This is a genomic window from Prevotella lacticifex, from assembly GCF_019973375.1.
Classification (GTDB): domain Bacteria; phylum Bacteroidota; class Bacteroidia; order Bacteroidales; family Bacteroidaceae; genus Prevotella; species Prevotella lacticifex.
In genome coordinates this window covers 1500596-1514038 of sequence record NZ_BPTV01000001.1, presented here as the reverse complement: position 1 = coordinate 1514038, position 13443 = coordinate 1500596, and the positions used below count along the sequence as shown (strand labels likewise).

21 protein-coding genes and 1 tRNA gene are annotated in these 13443 nt (G+C 47.1%); 2 read left to right on the top strand and 20 right to left on the bottom strand.

All coding sequences use genetic code 11. From position 1 onward, the window contains the following. Positions 1 to 19: 19 nt before the first annotated feature. From LDN30_RS05950 to LDN30_RS05925, 6 genes are all read right to left on the bottom strand, one after another. The gene (locus LDN30_RS05950) at positions 20 to 526 is read right to left on the bottom strand and encodes a hypothetical protein (RefSeq protein ID WP_223928995.1); all 507 of its coding nucleotides are present in this window, start codon (positions 524 to 526) and stop codon (positions 20 to 22) included. Then, a complete protein-coding gene (locus LDN30_RS05945; RefSeq protein WP_223929431.1) occupies positions 519 to 1394 on the bottom strand; it encodes a MotA/TolQ/ExbB proton channel family protein in 876 nt (291 codons plus the stop codon). The genes LDN30_RS05950 and LDN30_RS05945 overlap by 8 nt, the downstream gene beginning before the upstream one ends. A gap of 196 nt (positions 1395 to 1590) precedes the next feature. Continuing rightward, positions 1591 to 1678: transfer RNA gene (locus tag LDN30_RS05940), tRNA-Ser, on the bottom strand. A gap of 163 nt (positions 1679 to 1841) precedes the next feature. Then, positions 1842 to 2621 (bottom strand): TatD family hydrolase, encoded by a 780-nt coding sequence (locus LDN30_RS05935; protein WP_223928994.1) that lies wholly within the window; start codon positions 2619 to 2621, stop codon positions 1842 to 1844. A gap of 1 nt (position 2622) precedes the next feature. Continuing rightward, positions 2623 to 3597 (bottom strand): polyprenyl synthetase family protein, encoded by a 975-nt coding sequence (locus LDN30_RS05930; protein WP_223928993.1) that lies wholly within the window; start codon positions 3595 to 3597, stop codon positions 2623 to 2625. A gap of 4 nt (positions 3598 to 3601) precedes the next feature. Continuing rightward, positions 3602 to 4336, bottom strand: a complete 735-nt coding sequence (locus tag LDN30_RS05925; protein WP_223925853.1) for an energy transducer TonB — start codon at positions 4334 to 4336, stop codon at positions 3602 to 3604. A 152-nt stretch (positions 4337 to 4488) separates the two neighbouring features. On the opposite strand from LDN30_RS05925, the gene porQ reads away from it, so the two are divergent. After that, complete coding sequence (gene porQ, locus LDN30_RS05920; RefSeq protein ID WP_223925852.1) at positions 4489 to 5436, top strand: type IX secretion system protein PorQ; 948 nt, start codon at positions 4489 to 4491, stop codon at positions 5434 to 5436. Positions 5437 to 5626: 190 nt separating this feature from the next. Next, positions 5627 to 6895, top strand: coding sequence for a site-specific integrase (locus LDN30_RS05915; protein ID WP_223928992.1), 1269 nt, complete (start codon positions 5627 to 5629; stop codon positions 6893 to 6895). A 304-nt stretch (positions 6896 to 7199) separates the two neighbouring features. On the opposite strand, the gene LDN30_RS05910 is transcribed toward LDN30_RS05915, so the two are convergent. From LDN30_RS05910 to LDN30_RS05845, 14 genes are all read right to left on the bottom strand, one after another. After that, the gene (locus LDN30_RS05910; protein WP_223928991.1) at positions 7200 to 7715 is read right to left on the bottom strand and encodes a DUF4097 family beta strand repeat-containing protein; all 516 of its coding nucleotides are present in this window, start codon (positions 7713 to 7715) and stop codon (positions 7200 to 7202) included. A 10-nt stretch (positions 7716 to 7725) separates the two neighbouring features. Then, positions 7726 to 8004, bottom strand: coding sequence for a hypothetical protein (locus LDN30_RS05905; RefSeq protein WP_223928990.1), 279 nt, complete (start codon positions 8002 to 8004; stop codon positions 7726 to 7728). A gap of 230 nt (positions 8005 to 8234) precedes the next feature. Further along, positions 8235 to 8567: a hypothetical protein gene (locus LDN30_RS05900; protein WP_223928989.1), complete on the bottom strand. Its 333-nt coding sequence runs from the start codon at positions 8565 to 8567 to the stop codon at positions 8235 to 8237. A gap of 115 nt (positions 8568 to 8682) precedes the next feature. Continuing rightward, the gene (locus tag LDN30_RS05895; protein WP_223928988.1) at positions 8683 to 9207 is read right to left on the bottom strand and encodes a Thoeris anti-defense Tad2 family protein; all 525 of its coding nucleotides are present in this window, start codon (positions 9205 to 9207) and stop codon (positions 8683 to 8685) included. Positions 9208 to 9294: 87 nt separating this feature from the next. Next, positions 9295 to 9555: a hypothetical protein gene (locus LDN30_RS05890; protein WP_223928987.1), complete on the bottom strand. Its 261-nt coding sequence runs from the start codon at positions 9553 to 9555 to the stop codon at positions 9295 to 9297. A gap of 2 nt (positions 9556 to 9557) precedes the next feature. After that, positions 9558 to 9911: a hypothetical protein gene (locus tag LDN30_RS05885; protein WP_223928986.1), complete on the bottom strand. Its 354-nt coding sequence runs from the start codon at positions 9909 to 9911 to the stop codon at positions 9558 to 9560. Further along, entirely contained in the window at positions 9912 to 10364 is a 453-nt protein-coding gene (locus tag LDN30_RS05880; RefSeq protein WP_223928985.1) for a hypothetical protein, read from the bottom strand. A gap of 193 nt (positions 10365 to 10557) precedes the next feature. Then, complete coding sequence (locus LDN30_RS05875; protein WP_223928984.1) at positions 10558 to 11040, bottom strand: hypothetical protein; 483 nt, start codon at positions 11038 to 11040, stop codon at positions 10558 to 10560. 12 nt (positions 11041 to 11052) lie between these two features. Continuing rightward, positions 11053 to 11313: a hypothetical protein gene (locus tag LDN30_RS05870; RefSeq protein ID WP_223928983.1), complete on the bottom strand. Its 261-nt coding sequence runs from the start codon at positions 11311 to 11313 to the stop codon at positions 11053 to 11055. 18 nt (positions 11314 to 11331) lie between these two features. After that, positions 11332 to 11904, bottom strand: a complete 573-nt coding sequence (locus LDN30_RS05865) for a hypothetical protein (RefSeq protein WP_223928982.1) — start codon at positions 11902 to 11904, stop codon at positions 11332 to 11334. Between the two features lie 28 nt (positions 11905 to 11932). Then, complete coding sequence (locus LDN30_RS05860; RefSeq protein ID WP_223928981.1) at positions 11933 to 12379, bottom strand: hypothetical protein; 447 nt, start codon at positions 12377 to 12379, stop codon at positions 11933 to 11935. A gap of 19 nt (positions 12380 to 12398) precedes the next feature. Next, positions 12399 to 12707 carry a hypothetical protein gene (locus LDN30_RS05855; protein ID WP_223928980.1) on the bottom strand — a complete coding sequence of 103 codons (309 nt, stop codon included), beginning with the start codon at positions 12705 to 12707 and terminating at the stop codon, positions 12399 to 12401. After that, positions 12694 to 13017: a hypothetical protein gene (locus LDN30_RS05850; protein WP_223928979.1), complete on the bottom strand. Its 324-nt coding sequence runs from the start codon at positions 13015 to 13017 to the stop codon at positions 12694 to 12696. Before LDN30_RS05850 ends, LDN30_RS05855 begins: the two co-directional genes overlap by 14 nt. A 2-nt stretch (positions 13018 to 13019) precedes the next feature. After that, entirely contained in the window at positions 13020 to 13340 is a 321-nt protein-coding gene (locus LDN30_RS05845; RefSeq protein WP_223928978.1) for a hypothetical protein, read from the bottom strand. Between the last annotated feature and the right edge of the window lie 103 nt (positions 13341 to 13443).

Genomic DNA, 13443 nt, shown 5'->3' with positions numbered 1-13443 from the left:
TCATTATTCCTCCTATATTTTATTTATTATTCCTTCTGATATAACGAGTGTATCCAAAGATGACAGCCGCCACAGCCACTACAATCATGACTATTGAGGTTTGGACGAACATATCAGTTAGTTTCAGCGATACGACATCACTGAACTGGTGCCCGTTTATCGTCATTGAATCAGTGGAACCGAACACGAATGTCAGCAAAAGCATGGCGAACGTGAATCCGAACGTAATCATTGATATCTTCGCCGCAGGCACACCATTGACATTTTTATCGCTTGAATCGCGTTTGCGGAGTCCGGCTATCACTGCTAAAAAACCTATTATAGCCGCAACGACGAGGAGGGCAATCATCAAAATCAATAGTGCGTCGGTAAGCAAAGGAGCATTAAAGCTCGGTTCCTCGACCGAAGGCATATTGTAGCCTACGAGAAAAAACAGTGCGAAAACTACCACTGCTATTCCCACAATGATATACAGCACCGTCTGAGATATTCTCTCCGTCGACCACAAATGAAAGTTTTCATGCATTCTCATCATCAGAATCCTTTACTGTCAACTTATACTTTGCGACAGAATCGAGCAGCGTTATTGCGCTTTCTTCCATCTGGGCCGTGATATGCTCAATCTTCGACAGGATGTAATTATAGAAAATCTGGAGGATAAGGGCTACTATAATACCAAAGATAGTAGTTATAAGAGCCACCTTCATACCAGCAGCCACGATAGTAGGACTGATGTCGCCAGCAGCCTGTATCTGGTCGAAAGCCATAACCATACCAATCACCGTGCCCAAGAAGCCGAGCGAAGGAGCCATAGCTATGAACAGCGTTATCCAGGAACAGCCCTTCTCCAGGTTTGCCGACTGTACCGAGCCATAGCTAACCACCGACCTCTCTATATTGTCGAGAGTCTCGTGTATACGAATCAATCCCTGTAAACAAATCGAAGCAACAGGGCCGCGTGTATTGCGGCACAGTTCCTTTGCCCCCTCAATATCCTTGGATGAAATCTTAGCATCGAGCTTTTCCATGAACTTCTTAGCATTAATTTCCGACAGGCTGAGATATATTATCCGTTCAATACAGAAAGCGAGACCGATGACCAGGGCAAGGGCTACGAGCGACATAAAGCCCGCGTTACCCTCAATAAACTTCGTTTTAATCGATTTGTAAACCCCTACATTCTCCTGTTCTCCAGGATTTGCCACTGGCTTATCCTCATCTGTAGCACCATCCTGAGCTGCATTCTGAAGCATATCTTCCGACATAGTGTCGGTCGCATCGTCATCACTGCCTTGAGCCTCAGCCGCTTTGTCAGCTTTCTCCTCAGCATCCGAAGCCGCTTTGTCAGCCTCTTCCGTCGCCTTGTCCTCAGGTTTGGCTTTAGGCTGCTGCATCTGAACCTCTTGAACATTCGATTGTGATGTTGGTTTTTCGACTGCCGACACCGGCATCAGTACCAACGCCGCCAATGTCAGGGACACAACAAATTTTTTCATAACTGCCTTTTCCATACAGTTTAAATTCATCTTCAAAACAAAAGTGAACTTCCGTCATATTCTGGAAATTCACTTTCAAACATTCTTTAATCAGCGGAAAGAACGGGATTCGAACCCGTGAAACGCTTTAGGCGTTTACACGCTTTCCAGGCGTGCCTCTTCAACCACTCGAGCATCTTTCCATTCGGTGTTCACCGAGCAATTGTCATATCATTGATTTCGGACTGCAAAATTATTGAATTAATCTCACAAAAGTGGATTTTCCGAATTATTTTAAAGTTCTTTAGCATTAAACCTCTCTTAAGGACGGTATTTTCTATATTAATTTCACGTTCAGCCAAGAATTCATACGCCAAAGACGCGTTTTACGTTGAGGTTAGTCTGATGGGCAACATCGTCCACCCCCACCCCATAACTCTCTGCAAGCTGCTTTAGGACCTCAACGACGAAACTGCTCTCGTTGCGCTGTCCGCGATGCGGAACGGGTGCCATATAAGGACAATCGGTCTCGAGCACTATCCGGTCTAATGGCACACACGCCGGTAGATCCTCCCGCAGGTGCGAACTTTTGAACGTAAGGACACCGCCAATGCCGAGAACGAAATTGTCGTATTCGAGATACCGTTCAGCCTCTTTCTGATTTCCGGTGAAACAATGGAACACTCCACCAGGCAGCTCATCCTTATACGGTTTCATCATGCTGAGCAGCTCGTTCTGCGCTTTCCTACAATGAATCATCAGCGGCAGCCGTGTTTCCATCGACCATTCCATCTGCCTCTCGAACGCATCGAGCTGTTGCCTCTCATGTTCTCGAGTCCAATAGAAGTCCAAACCGACCTCACCAACAGCAATATAGCTACTGTCGGACACCAGTTCTGCATGCATCTTAGCAAGAACATCGAGATAATCATCATCGACTTCTTCCGGCTGCAATCCCATCATCGGGTAGAGATAGCCAGGATACCGCCGACACAGAGCCGGCACACTATCGAGGCTTTTGGCGTTGATAGCCGGAATGAAAATCTTTCCAATTCCCTGGCTCTTAGCCCTTTCGATGACTTCATCAATGTCGGAGACGAATTCCTCGCCGTCAAGATGAGCGTGAGTGTCTACGATATTTTCCATCCTACTTTCTCCTGTGCATCATATTCTCGGTGTAAGTCTCCAGTTCATGCTTCTTGTCGGCCCTAACCTTAACAGCCTCAAGGAATTTCCGGCTTTGCTCAAAGTAGAAGTTGATCTTCTTCTCGGCCAGTTTGTCCACCCCGATCTTGGTATATAGCTCTGTGACAGCGGCAATCTTCTCCTCCGGAACGGGATTCTCGGCTGTTATCCAATGCCACAGATCCTTCTTCTGTTCCTCATTGGCGAGGTTGAAAGCGTTGATGAGCATGTACGTCTTCTTGTTCGAGAGGATGTCGCCTCCGATGGCTTTGCCGAAAACCTTCGAGTCGCCATAAACATCGAGATAGTCGTCCTGAAGCTGAAAAGCCAGTCCCACTTGCTCAGCAAACCGGTAAAGATTGTCGGCATCCTCATCAGGAGCATCAGCGAGAATGGCACCTATCTTGGCGGCACAAGCGAGGAGAACGCTTGTCTTCAGCCTTATCATCTCTAAATATTCATCCTCAGTGACATCGGAGCGCGTTTCGAATTCCATGTCATATTGCTGTCCCTCACCAATCTGCAGGGCCGTTTCGGTGAAGAGTTCCAATACTGGTTTCAGTTTGTCGGGACGGCATTGCATCATCCTATCATACGATAATACTAACATTGAATCGCCCGAGAGAATGGCCACATTAGGATTCCACTTCTCATGTACCGTGGCATGTCCCCTTCGCAGAGGGGCGTTATCCATAAGGTCGTCGTGCAGAAGCGTATAGTTATGGTATGTCTCAAGAGCGCACGCCGCCGGCAGAATACTGTCGACATCGTCCTTGAAAAGATTATATGCAAGAAGCATCAGCGTCGGACGGATGCGCTTTCCGCCCAACGACAATACATATTTAATAGGTTCATACAGACTCGCCGGTTTCCTGTCGTAAGGGATATTGGCAAGATAGTCGTTAATCTTTTCAAGAATATCAGAAGCTGTGAACATAATATTATAGTTTGAATAGGAATGGCAATTCTACATACGTCTTACACGGCACATCGTTCTCGATGCCCGGTTTCCACTTTCCCATGGTCTTCATCAGCCGCATGACCTCACCCGATAGTATTCCGTCGGCTTTTCCCACGACATGAATATTGCTCACCGAACCATCGGGATTGACATTGAATCCCACGAGAACATTACCCTCAATGTTACGTTGGCGTGCGGCCTGAGGATATTGCAGGTTCTTGTCCACCCACATTGCGAAGTCAGCCCATCCCCCCGGTGGTACGGGAGTATCCGATACTGTCCGCTCGCCCTGATTGAGTTGCTCAAGCGGAATAGGGTCGACGGGAGGGTCGATTTTCACCTCCGGTTTCTTCTTCTCGTCAATGGGCCTGTCGTCGTTGGGATGCTCAAACTGCTGATTATCACTGACTACGACCTTATCGAGGGTAGGATTAGGGGCCACGGTAGGCGGTGTTTTCTTTGGTACGGCATCGAAATCCACCTTCTTCGGGATTTTCACCGTCCGTTCCTTTTCCACCTTGTCGGCAGCCGGTGCCTGATCAATATTCTTCATCAAATCGTCGAGCAGATGGTCGTCGACATCCTCCTTGTCGGGCATGCCGAAATTCATCTCCACAACGGTAAAGGCCACCGACAGGGCCACGATGAGTCCTAACAGGAAACCCGTCGGTCTCTTGTTGTCAATGTTTGCCTTATTTGATTTCTTTATCTCCACTGTTCACAATAGACACCCGTTTTTTACGTTGTAAGACATGCAACAGGTGACAATATTCAATTTTATTTGCACTCACTTTAAAAATGCAAGGCAAAAGTAATACAGATATTTGGAAAAATAAGTAACTTTGTCGATAAATTAAAATTCATTAAATGAAAAAAGTTGTTTTCACTCTCTTGTTAACCATTTTTGCCCTTTACGGCAGGGGTCAGGAGAGTCAGACAGGATATAATTTTCTCCGTTTGCCGGTAAGCGCCCATGCCGCCGCCCTCGGTGGCGACAACATTACCATCATCGACGACGACCCCTCGTTAGGGTTCTCAAATCCTGCCCTGGCGGCATCGGTCAGCGATATGACCATCGGCGTGAACTATATGAACTACATGAGCGGAGTCAACGTCGGCAGCGCATCGTTCAATAAGGTCGTCAACGACAAGCTGACGTGGGCCGTGGGAGCCGAATATATAAACTACGGATCGATGAAGGAGGTCGACGAGAACGGCGTGCAGACCGGCACTTTCTCGGCTAACGACATTGCCGTGAGCGGCACCCTGACTTATCTGCTGCTCAAAAATGTTGTCGGCGGAATAACTCCCAAATTCATCTATTCGGCACTTGGGTCATACAACTCCATGGCCATTGGTGTCGACCTTGGTCTGAACTGGTATGAGCCCGACCACGACTGGTCAGTGTCATTGGTGGCAAAGAATCTCGGCGGACAGCTGAAGGCCTACGACGACAAATACGAGAAGATGCCCATCGACGTCCAGGCCGGAGTGAGCAAGCGCCTCGGCTCGTCACCGTTGCGCTTGTCGTTGACCCTCGTCGACCTCACCCACTACAACTACCGCTTTGCCAACCACATCGACTTAGGTCTCGACGTGCTTCTGTCCGACAACATCTGGATAGGCGGAGGATACAATTTCCGCCGGGTCGACGAGATGAAGATTGAGGGCGACGACGGCGACGAGAGCTCCCACATGGCTGGCCTCAGTCTGGGATTCGGCATTAATCTCGACCGATTCAAGCTCAGTCTCGCTTACGGCAAATACCACGTGAGCAGCGGTAGCCTGCTACTTAATTTCGCTTATACACTTTAATATTATATATGAAACCAATTATTATCGCCATAGACGGGTATTTTTGAAAGGCTCGATTTTGACGCTATTTGCATCAGCTTCAATTAGTTACGACAGAACACCCGTATAAGCAGTACACATAAAACTATTGTCGGATTGTTGTCCAGTTGCCATTTTTCCATATCACCTATTGTCGAAAAGTTGTCGGAAGATGAACCTGCGAATTGTCATATTGCCAGCCAAGGTTTTGGCTGATGGAACTCACAAGATACGAATTGCTATCTCCCACAAGGGGCAGACTCGCTACTTCGTAACTCGCTTCATTGTTCCCGGTCCCGAATATCTGCATGACGGTCAGGTCGTAGGTCTCAACAACGCTTCGTATATCAACCAGCAGCTGAGAATAAGAATGTCAAAGATCTACGCAATCTGCGACCGAGCTACGGATATAGAGTACTACACCTGCTCGCAACTCGTCCAGTACATCGAGGACGCAGAAAGCAACGCTGGACCGAAGAGCATACATGATATTGGTGAACGCTTCCTTACGACTCGTAAGACCGCCTACAAGGAAGGAACCCTTCGTCTCTACCGTGATGCCATCGCTTATTTTGAAATGTTCTTTGGCTCTGACTACCTCCTTCAGTTGCTCACCTCCGATGGGCTGCATCGCTTTGAACAATACCTCAAGAATAATAGAGGGTTGTCTCAGACTACCATATCTATCAAGATGAGGAACATTCACACGGTCATCAACTATGCCAGGAGACAGAAGTTCGTGGAGTTTGATATTGACCCGTACTCCGACTATGAGGATCCTGCGCCTACAAAAAGGGAATGTGCCATTACTCTTGAAGAGCTTCGGGCCATCCGTGATGTTGATTTGTCAAAGGAAAGGGCTCCCATGTTAAGCGTTTCTCGAGACCTCTTCATGCTCTCTTTTTATCTCTGTGGTATGAACCTTCGTGACCTCGTTGAACAGGATTTCCGCAATAACCATGTTAGCTTCCTGCGAATAAAGACAGAGTCAAGGAGGAAGTTCCCAACCAAGACTGAGTTTACAATCCAGCCGGAGGCAAGGGAACTGCTTGAACGTCTTACTCAGAGTGGAAAGATTTTTATTCATCATAAGCGTTCTTACGGTGCCCTCTCTCGCATACTCCATGACAACCTGCCTCGTTTAGCCAAGAAGTGCGGAATAGATACCTATTTAATATATTATTCTGCACGCAAGACTTTCTCACAACTGGCAAACCAATTGTTCATCAAAGACAGTGTAATCGAGTATTGCATTGGTGATACCGTCACTCAGTCTCGCAAAGTCATCGGTTACTATATTCATGTCACACCGAGGATGGCGGATCTTGCCATCAGGAAAGTCTTTGATGCAGTTGCCAGTGATAAATCCCTTGAATGTCTCCAGGAAGAAGCATTGGGTGGAGTAACAGAGCCGCCAAAGACCGATGAGGAACTGCAATAATGCGTGATTGTTTCGATGGAGTCACTTGTCAGCCCTCAACAGCATAATCCATGTTTTTGATTTCTTCACCCAATCGCCCTGCAGCCTTCAATACATCGTCTGCCGACATCTTACCAGCTTCGCGCAACTGTTCCGCTTTGCACGCAGCACTCGGCTCAAACTCGTCACAGCCACCAACGTCTCTGCTCGCCTTACGGTTTCCGTTGGGTATATCACACCACAGAACCGAACACACGTCACTAACGGCTTTCTCTCGCAAGTGAGAGCAATCACCGCATCGAGGTCTTTGTTCCTTTGCTTCCATTCAATCACGCTTACAGTTAATGTCTCCACTAATAGTGTGAACGTCACCACCCACATTGCCACAAGTAACATCACCGCTTGTAGTGTTGATGTTGTATGCGGACTGGCACTCCACGTCACCGCTTGTAGTGTTGATGTTCTGCACATCGCCCACTACCTTGATGTCACCCATCTGGGTGCGCAGGCTGTTCACGTTGCCGTGTATCTCGATGCTCACCACGTTCTCGGGCTTGTATTCGCCACCGATAGTGTCCCAATCGACAACCTTACCGTCCACATACCACTTGCCGCCCTTCTTTTCTATGCGGTTGCCTCGTAGTGTGTGACGCTCTTCACCTCTGCGTATAGTCACTGTCGCATTGTTAGTGATGAGGAAATTGTCATGATCGCCATACACCTGCGACATCGTAGTGCGACAGCCGTGCATCGTACCACATACATTCTCCAGCACCTCACCATGCTCTGACTGTTCCTTGATGTACTCATCTAAGGTTTTTCCGTTGATAATAATGCTCATAGTCTATTCCTCATTTTTCTTGTTCTAACAAATTCTCAAATGTCGGTTGCTCAATGGGTGCCCAATAAGGGAACCGCTGCTGTGTACTGCACCGTCCGCCTACTCGCATCGAGAGGTAGCGGAAGTCGGTAGTCCACCATCCGCGCTTGGTATAGCTGCCATCGGAGTATTTTACTACCTGTGGCAGACAACCGTTACCCGGAAATGCCAGCACATAGTCGCTCGTTCCGTCACCATTCTTTATATCAGGAAGAGTCTTGTCAGTATAGTTCCATTTCCATTTTGCCATAGGTCAATCCTCATGCTTTGGTACAACCTTAATGATTCCCTGTCGAAAGAGTTTCTTCATAAACGACTTTCGATTGAGTGCCGTACGATACACGCAGCCCTCTTCGACATTTACTTGGCGAGGTCTTCCCATATCGGTTATTTCGCCTGTCTTCATGTTCAAGCAAAAGAGCGATTGCCCCGGCTGTAGCTTGATTCTGCCTAAATGTTTCTGCTCTGCCATAGTTCCTATTATTTTTTGTTGTGATACATATTGATTTTGATGTGATAAAACGGCTTGCCGAATATGAAAAACCGCTTGCTCCAGTCAATACTGCTCACAATATTGTGAGCCTCTATCATATAGCCGTGCTCTATCTTGAAGTAGAGCCAGTTGCGCTCCACGCAGTTAAAAAGCCGTTGCAAACGCTCACGTCCGATGTGCATCCTTTGCATCAGTTCTTTGTATGAAATGCCTGTGAATGCCTTGTGCCTGTCTTCACGCTGATAGGTAATGCACGTCTTGAAGAACTCTAAGCATAATGGCTCCTTGATGCGTTCGTGCTCGATAAAGCGGTATTCCATATCATTCGTTTAATTTATTAAATTCGTGGTCTTATCAGCCCCACTCCGTGCGACCTGGGCGCAAGTGAAGAATTTGCTACCGCCACATGATCGATGCAGCGGTAGCGATGGGCGATTAGCCCTGCGCGGTGTTCTCCAACTTGATGCGCTCGTCGAGCACTTCCACATACTCGGTCATCAGTTTGTACTGACGTTCCATGAGTACTTTCTTGTTGTCGGGCAGACCATTGAAGATAGTCGATGAGAAGAACTTGTTGAGCTTCTCGGCCTTGTCGTTCAACTCCTCGCGCTCGTTCACCATTCGGGCGATGTACGAATCAGCGGTCTGAGTCAGTCGCCAATCGTCAGCCATGATGTCCTCCCATGTCGGGATGTAGTACGTGGCGCGAGCTGGTGTCTTTTCGTCATCCTTGAACTCGATGATGAGCACTTGATGATGGTACTCAATCTCGCCACTGCCTACGGTCGAAATCTTAGGCTTCACGATGTCCTGTACTGAGGTCATCTTCGGCACGATGTCCTTAGCGATACGCTGAGGAATCTGCATCATGATTTCCTTGTTACCTGTCACGTCCCATGCAATGCGCTGGGCTGTGCCTCCGTTCTTCAGGCACTCGATAACTTGTGCAAATTTTGCCATGTTACTTGATGTTTTTTATGAGTTAATAATATGAGGGACTTGCACCCTCGTTGATAAATTCTTGAGAATGAAGAGTGAAGAATTTTGCTACTGCTCGAACCTTAGCGTGATGATACTGTCATTCAATTCGTAGATTTTCATATACAACTTGATGTTCTCGTCTGATAGCGAGTCGGTCTTGTGTCGCCAGTATTCGATGAACCTTTGCGAATCGTCAATGTATCGCTTCATCTTTACGAGTGTGACACCTTGGAAGATGACGAGTACGAACAGCACAACGACTGCGGCAAGTGCCACGGCATTGATTGCGGTGCCTTTGTCCGGCATCATTCTGTACTTCGGTCCCATAGTCAATCCTCCTTAATTAGCGTTTCCAATTCTTCGGCACTCACCATACGGACGTAAATGCCTGCAATCTCGGTGTACCGGTAGCAGTTGCCGTTCTCTTCAACCAGCAGATTCCACTCAGGGCAGCAGCCTGGCTTTAATGGTGGGTGCTTAATGATTTCCTTAATAGTTACAACATTGCTGAAGATGTCAACCACCTTCTGCCCGACCTCGAACAAGAAAGGCTTCTCGTCCATTGCCTTAATGCTGTGATCTTTGTTCCACTTGTCTCTCGCAATAACGGCACTACCGTCTTCGCGTAAGTTGATAGTAAATTCTTGCATATTTTTCTTTTTCTTATAATTATCTGGAGTCATTTACGGCTCATCTTTTATTGTCAGTTCCGATTCGTCAAATAGCCACGAACCTTCCAACTCTTCTATGAACACTTCGACCCTTATCCTACCATCCTTATCCTTTGACGATTTCCACACTTTGCCCTCGTGACCGTCCGTGTTGTCATTGTCGCTGTGGACTATCACCCAGTCGCCAGGCTTGAACTTCCAGTCAGGCTCCGTGTAACCCATTTCACCAGCTTGCTTCACCCATTCCTCGTAAGTGATATTGTCGAAGCGGACATCATCCACCACGCGGTCAAACGGCTTGATGAAGTGCGGGTCTTGCAGATTGCGACGTGCTTCTTCTCTCGCCCTCTCCGCACATAGTTCAATATACTCTTCCTCGCTGTAGTTGTAGTGCGTCACGGCATCCACACTTGACGAGAACCGGCACAGCAGGCCGTTTGGCTGTCTTGCAATATATGCTCCCATCGTCAGTCCTCATTTGGCTTAATGATTCCACAAACCTATAATCAGGCACTTCTTGTTCTTGGTCTTGCCGAGCAACTCCGAAAGGCTATTAGCCCAGCAACTTGTTTCAAACCTAAACCTACGCCAGTTAAAATAAACAAACTGACAATTCCCTTTTTCGTCAAATCTTACAATTTTCATAATCTTAAAGTTTTTATAATTGATGTAATTCAGAAAAACTCTTCCAGCCTGCTTCGGTGAACTCTCGTGTATAGACTTCACCACGGGGCTTCAGTGGTTTCCACGCAGGGTCGCAGAACAGGCGGTAGTGGAACACGCCACACTGTCGGCCAACCTCCGAGTAAGGTCCCTCGCACCATAGCCAACGCCGGTCATCGCCAAAGAGTTGCTTGATTACATACTCCAGGCGTGAGCGTTTCATGCCACCGGGGAAGGATATGGAGAGGTGATAGCACCGTTCGTAGTCTGGGTTCTTCCACCATCCTGACGTGTGGTAGCCGACGTCGCGAGTGAAGATGACGATGCACTCAAATCGTTCGAGCCACCAGCGGCACTGCTCCAAGTAAGGATCGTCGGGGTTGAGCCCGTCGAACGTGCCGTGCTGTGCCGTCTTCCAGATGCGCGGAAACGTCTCGCCGTTGGTGGCGTTCATGGGGATTGTCTTCATATTTGCCATATTTAGTCCTCCTTATCTTTTGTCGGCACATTCATTCCAGCGACGAGCAATCTCTTCGCCCAACTTCCGGGCATCTTCCATTGTTGCCTTGAAGTCCTTATACAATCCGCTGTCGAAAAGTTTAATCTTGGCAAACGGAATGTTCCAGCCACAGTCCTCTTCCTTGAAGCAGAGTTCTACCGTACCATGATTGTCACTGGCAATGACCAGCATCCTGTTTGTCTTGGTATTAAAGCTACCTTCGACAAATTTGAATTTAGGTGTAATATCCATTTCTCGTTACATTTTTCGTTAGTATTTCTTCACTGTTGCCTCAAAATCGCTCAGAGCAATCTCGCCACGATTAAGCTGTGTGAGAAGGTTGCGACCGTAAGCCACCCCCTCGTTATATATGCGGTTTCGCTCTTCGTTGACTTCGGCTTCGAGTTGTTTCTTATATTCTCCTTTTTCCTTGCATAGCTGCCAGCAGAAGTCCATGATTTTCTCCGTCAGTACCTTTGCAGCATCATAAGTAACCTTCGGCAATACAAAGTCGTGATGACCCGTCAGCGGCTCCATCTGCCCGAAATACTCACTATTCCAGTCTGCATAACGGCTGTCGAACTGTGAGAATGTCTCCAGTAGCCCCTTCAAAGCCCACTCAATCTCCTTGATGGGCACCTTGTACCAAGTGATGTGCGCCATAGTCAAGTCGTCCATGCGGTAGAAATTTCTCTCCAGTCCACGTTCCTTGACTATTGTCGCACCGATTTCCAACGCTTTCTTACAGTCTTCGCAAAGATGATTTTTTGAACTGCGTGCCTTTTGCGTCCCAGGTGTTTTACATCCCGGACACGGTTCTGGTCCTTCGTAAAATCTGCTCATATCTTTTTTCCTGTCGTTTATTTCGTTATCATTGGTTGCGAGAGTCTGAATGCTCCCTAATGTACTCCTCAATGTATTCCTTGCACAATTCTGCACGTGGAAAACCTAAATCTCCAAAAACTTGTGCTTCGGAGAACTTATGCGTCTCTCTCTTGTAAGTCAGACAGCATGAGCCTGCATCGTCATGGGCGTAAAAAGTCATACGAGGGCTTCCGAAATGCAGATCGAGTTCTATCTTGGGCACAGGAGACTTTTCATTCCTGTCCTCTTCAAACTGAGGATAAATGTACTTGAAGTACTGGTAACTTAACCGTTTCTGATAACCGTTATCTCTTGCGTACATCAGGGCAGCGGCTACGTTCCCCCAGAAATTGTCCTTATCGGCAAATCTTTTCTCCTGTGCTACTAAGATATACCCATTCTCTCGCGCTATCTTCTCGGCTGCGTAGAGCATCGCCTTGCATAGTAATTCCATTGCTTTTTCCTTTTTATGATTAAACAGTTTCCGTTTCGCACACTTCCTTAATGCGCTTCTTGACCATAGAGCGGATTTCCGTGTACACCTGCAGTTCTCCACAACGTCTTGCCATTGCAATCTCTGCCTGCTTAACTTCTTCATCGTCTTTGGCAAATGCTGAACCGACCTCCAGAGCCTTGATCCTTTTCTTCGTGTCTCTGATGGCCTTATCGAAGCCCTTGACACTTGGCACTCCCTCATAAACAGCCAGGAGCTTGTCAAAAGCCTCTTTCAACTCTCTGTAGCGACCTTCCTTTATCGCATCGTATTCTTTAGTGCTGAGCATGATAATTGAGTGTTTTTTGTAGAGCTTGCAGACGGGCGATACCCATCGCAAACTCCTCATCAGTATCTTTGAATGTAACATACACATCTTCATTGTCAGTCTTGACTTCTGCAATACCCAGCTCGTCGGTTTCCTCTTCGCTAATGGCTTCACAGAAATAATATTCTGCCGTGAACATGATGTCGTTTATCTTGACCTTAACTTCACCGTCGTAGCAAAAACGGCTACTGTTCTTTTCCTCGTTCTGGTGGACCTTTACAATCTCCTCACAGATGACGAGTAACTCACTTGAATTAAGACTTATCTGCATGACTATTTCTCCTTTCCATAAATTAGTTCGTGAAACTGGAGCAATATCTCCGTACTGATTTGGGCTGATGAAACGAAAGCATTGGCTCCTTTGCCTTTGCAGCGTTCATCATGCCAGCCGAATGATACTGATGAGTTGCTGAAGAACTCTATGCTTAACTGGATAATGTCTCTCCAGCCACCATCAAAGTAGAAACGAGGACACTCTGTTTCCGTAAACTTGATCTTCATGTTCTTCCGCTTTTGGACAGCCATGTAAATGTCACTAAGGATTTCCTTGCGGATGGATTTAACCTGCTCTTTAAGTTTTGATGTAGTTGCCATGATGTTCGGAGTTTTAAGTGATAACTTATTTATCTTATTTGCTACCACAAAGGTACGACAATTTTATCAAATATGCAAACTTTTGGGCAATTATTTTTATCAA

Bases quoted from the DNA above. Each gene is read 5' to 3' on its own strand.
- LDN30_RS05950 (WP_223928995.1), bottom strand. From the start codon at position 526: ATGCATGAAAACTTTCATTTGTGGTCGACGGAGAGAATATCTCAGACG.
- LDN30_RS05945 (WP_223929431.1), bottom strand. From the start codon at position 1,394: ATGCAGCAGCCTAAAGCCAAACCTGAGGACAAGGCGACGGAAGAGGCT.
- LDN30_RS05935 (WP_223928994.1), bottom strand. From the start codon at position 2,621: ATGGAAAATATCGTAGACACTCACGCTCATCTTGACGGCGAGGAATTC.
- LDN30_RS05930 (WP_223928993.1), bottom strand. From the start codon at position 3,597: ATGTTCACAGCTTCTGATATTCTTGAAAAGATTAACGACTATCTTGCC.
- porQ (WP_223925852.1), top strand. From the start codon at position 4,489: ATGAAAAAAGTTGTTTTCACTCTCTTGTTAACCATTTTTGCCCTTTAC.
- LDN30_RS05915 (WP_223928992.1), top strand. From the start codon at position 5,627: ATGAACCTGCGAATTGTCATATTGCCAGCCAAGGTTTTGGCTGATGGA.
- LDN30_RS05910 (WP_223928991.1), bottom strand. From the start codon at position 7,715: ATGAGCATTATTATCAACGGAAAAACCTTAGATGAGTACATCAAGGAA.
- LDN30_RS05905 (WP_223928990.1), bottom strand. From the start codon at position 8,004: ATGGCAAAATGGAAATGGAACTATACTGACAAGACTCTTCCTGATATA.
- LDN30_RS05900 (WP_223928989.1), bottom strand. From the start codon at position 8,567: ATGGAATACCGCTTTATCGAGCACGAACGCATCAAGGAGCCATTATGC.
- LDN30_RS05895 (WP_223928988.1), bottom strand. From the start codon at position 9,207: ATGGCAAAATTTGCACAAGTTATCGAGTGCCTGAAGAACGGAGGCACA.
- LDN30_RS05890 (WP_223928987.1), bottom strand. From the start codon at position 9,555: ATGGGACCGAAGTACAGAATGATGCCGGACAAAGGCACCGCAATCAAT.
- LDN30_RS05885 (WP_223928986.1), bottom strand. From the start codon at position 9,911: ATGACTCCAGATAATTATAAGAAAAAGAAAAATATGCAAGAATTTACT.
- LDN30_RS05880 (WP_223928985.1), bottom strand. From the start codon at position 10,364: ATGGGAGCATATATTGCAAGACAGCCAAACGGCCTGCTGTGCCGGTTC.
- LDN30_RS05875 (WP_223928984.1), bottom strand. From the start codon at position 11,040: ATGGCAAATATGAAGACAATCCCCATGAACGCCACCAACGGCGAGACG.
- LDN30_RS05870 (WP_223928983.1), bottom strand. From the start codon at position 11,313: ATGGATATTACACCTAAATTCAAATTTGTCGAAGGTAGCTTTAATACC.
- LDN30_RS05865 (WP_223928982.1), bottom strand. From the start codon at position 11,904: ATGAGCAGATTTTACGAAGGACCAGAACCGTGTCCGGGATGTAAAACA.
- LDN30_RS05860 (WP_223928981.1), bottom strand. From the start codon at position 12,379: ATGGAATTACTATGCAAGGCGATGCTCTACGCAGCCGAGAAGATAGCG.
- LDN30_RS05855 (WP_223928980.1), bottom strand. From the start codon at position 12,707: ATGCTCAGCACTAAAGAATACGATGCGATAAAGGAAGGTCGCTACAGA.
- LDN30_RS05850 (WP_223928979.1), bottom strand. From the start codon at position 13,017: ATGCAGATAAGTCTTAATTCAAGTGAGTTACTCGTCATCTGTGAGGAG.
- LDN30_RS05845 (WP_223928978.1), bottom strand. From the start codon at position 13,340: ATGGCAACTACATCAAAACTTAAAGAGCAGGTTAAATCCATCCGCAAG.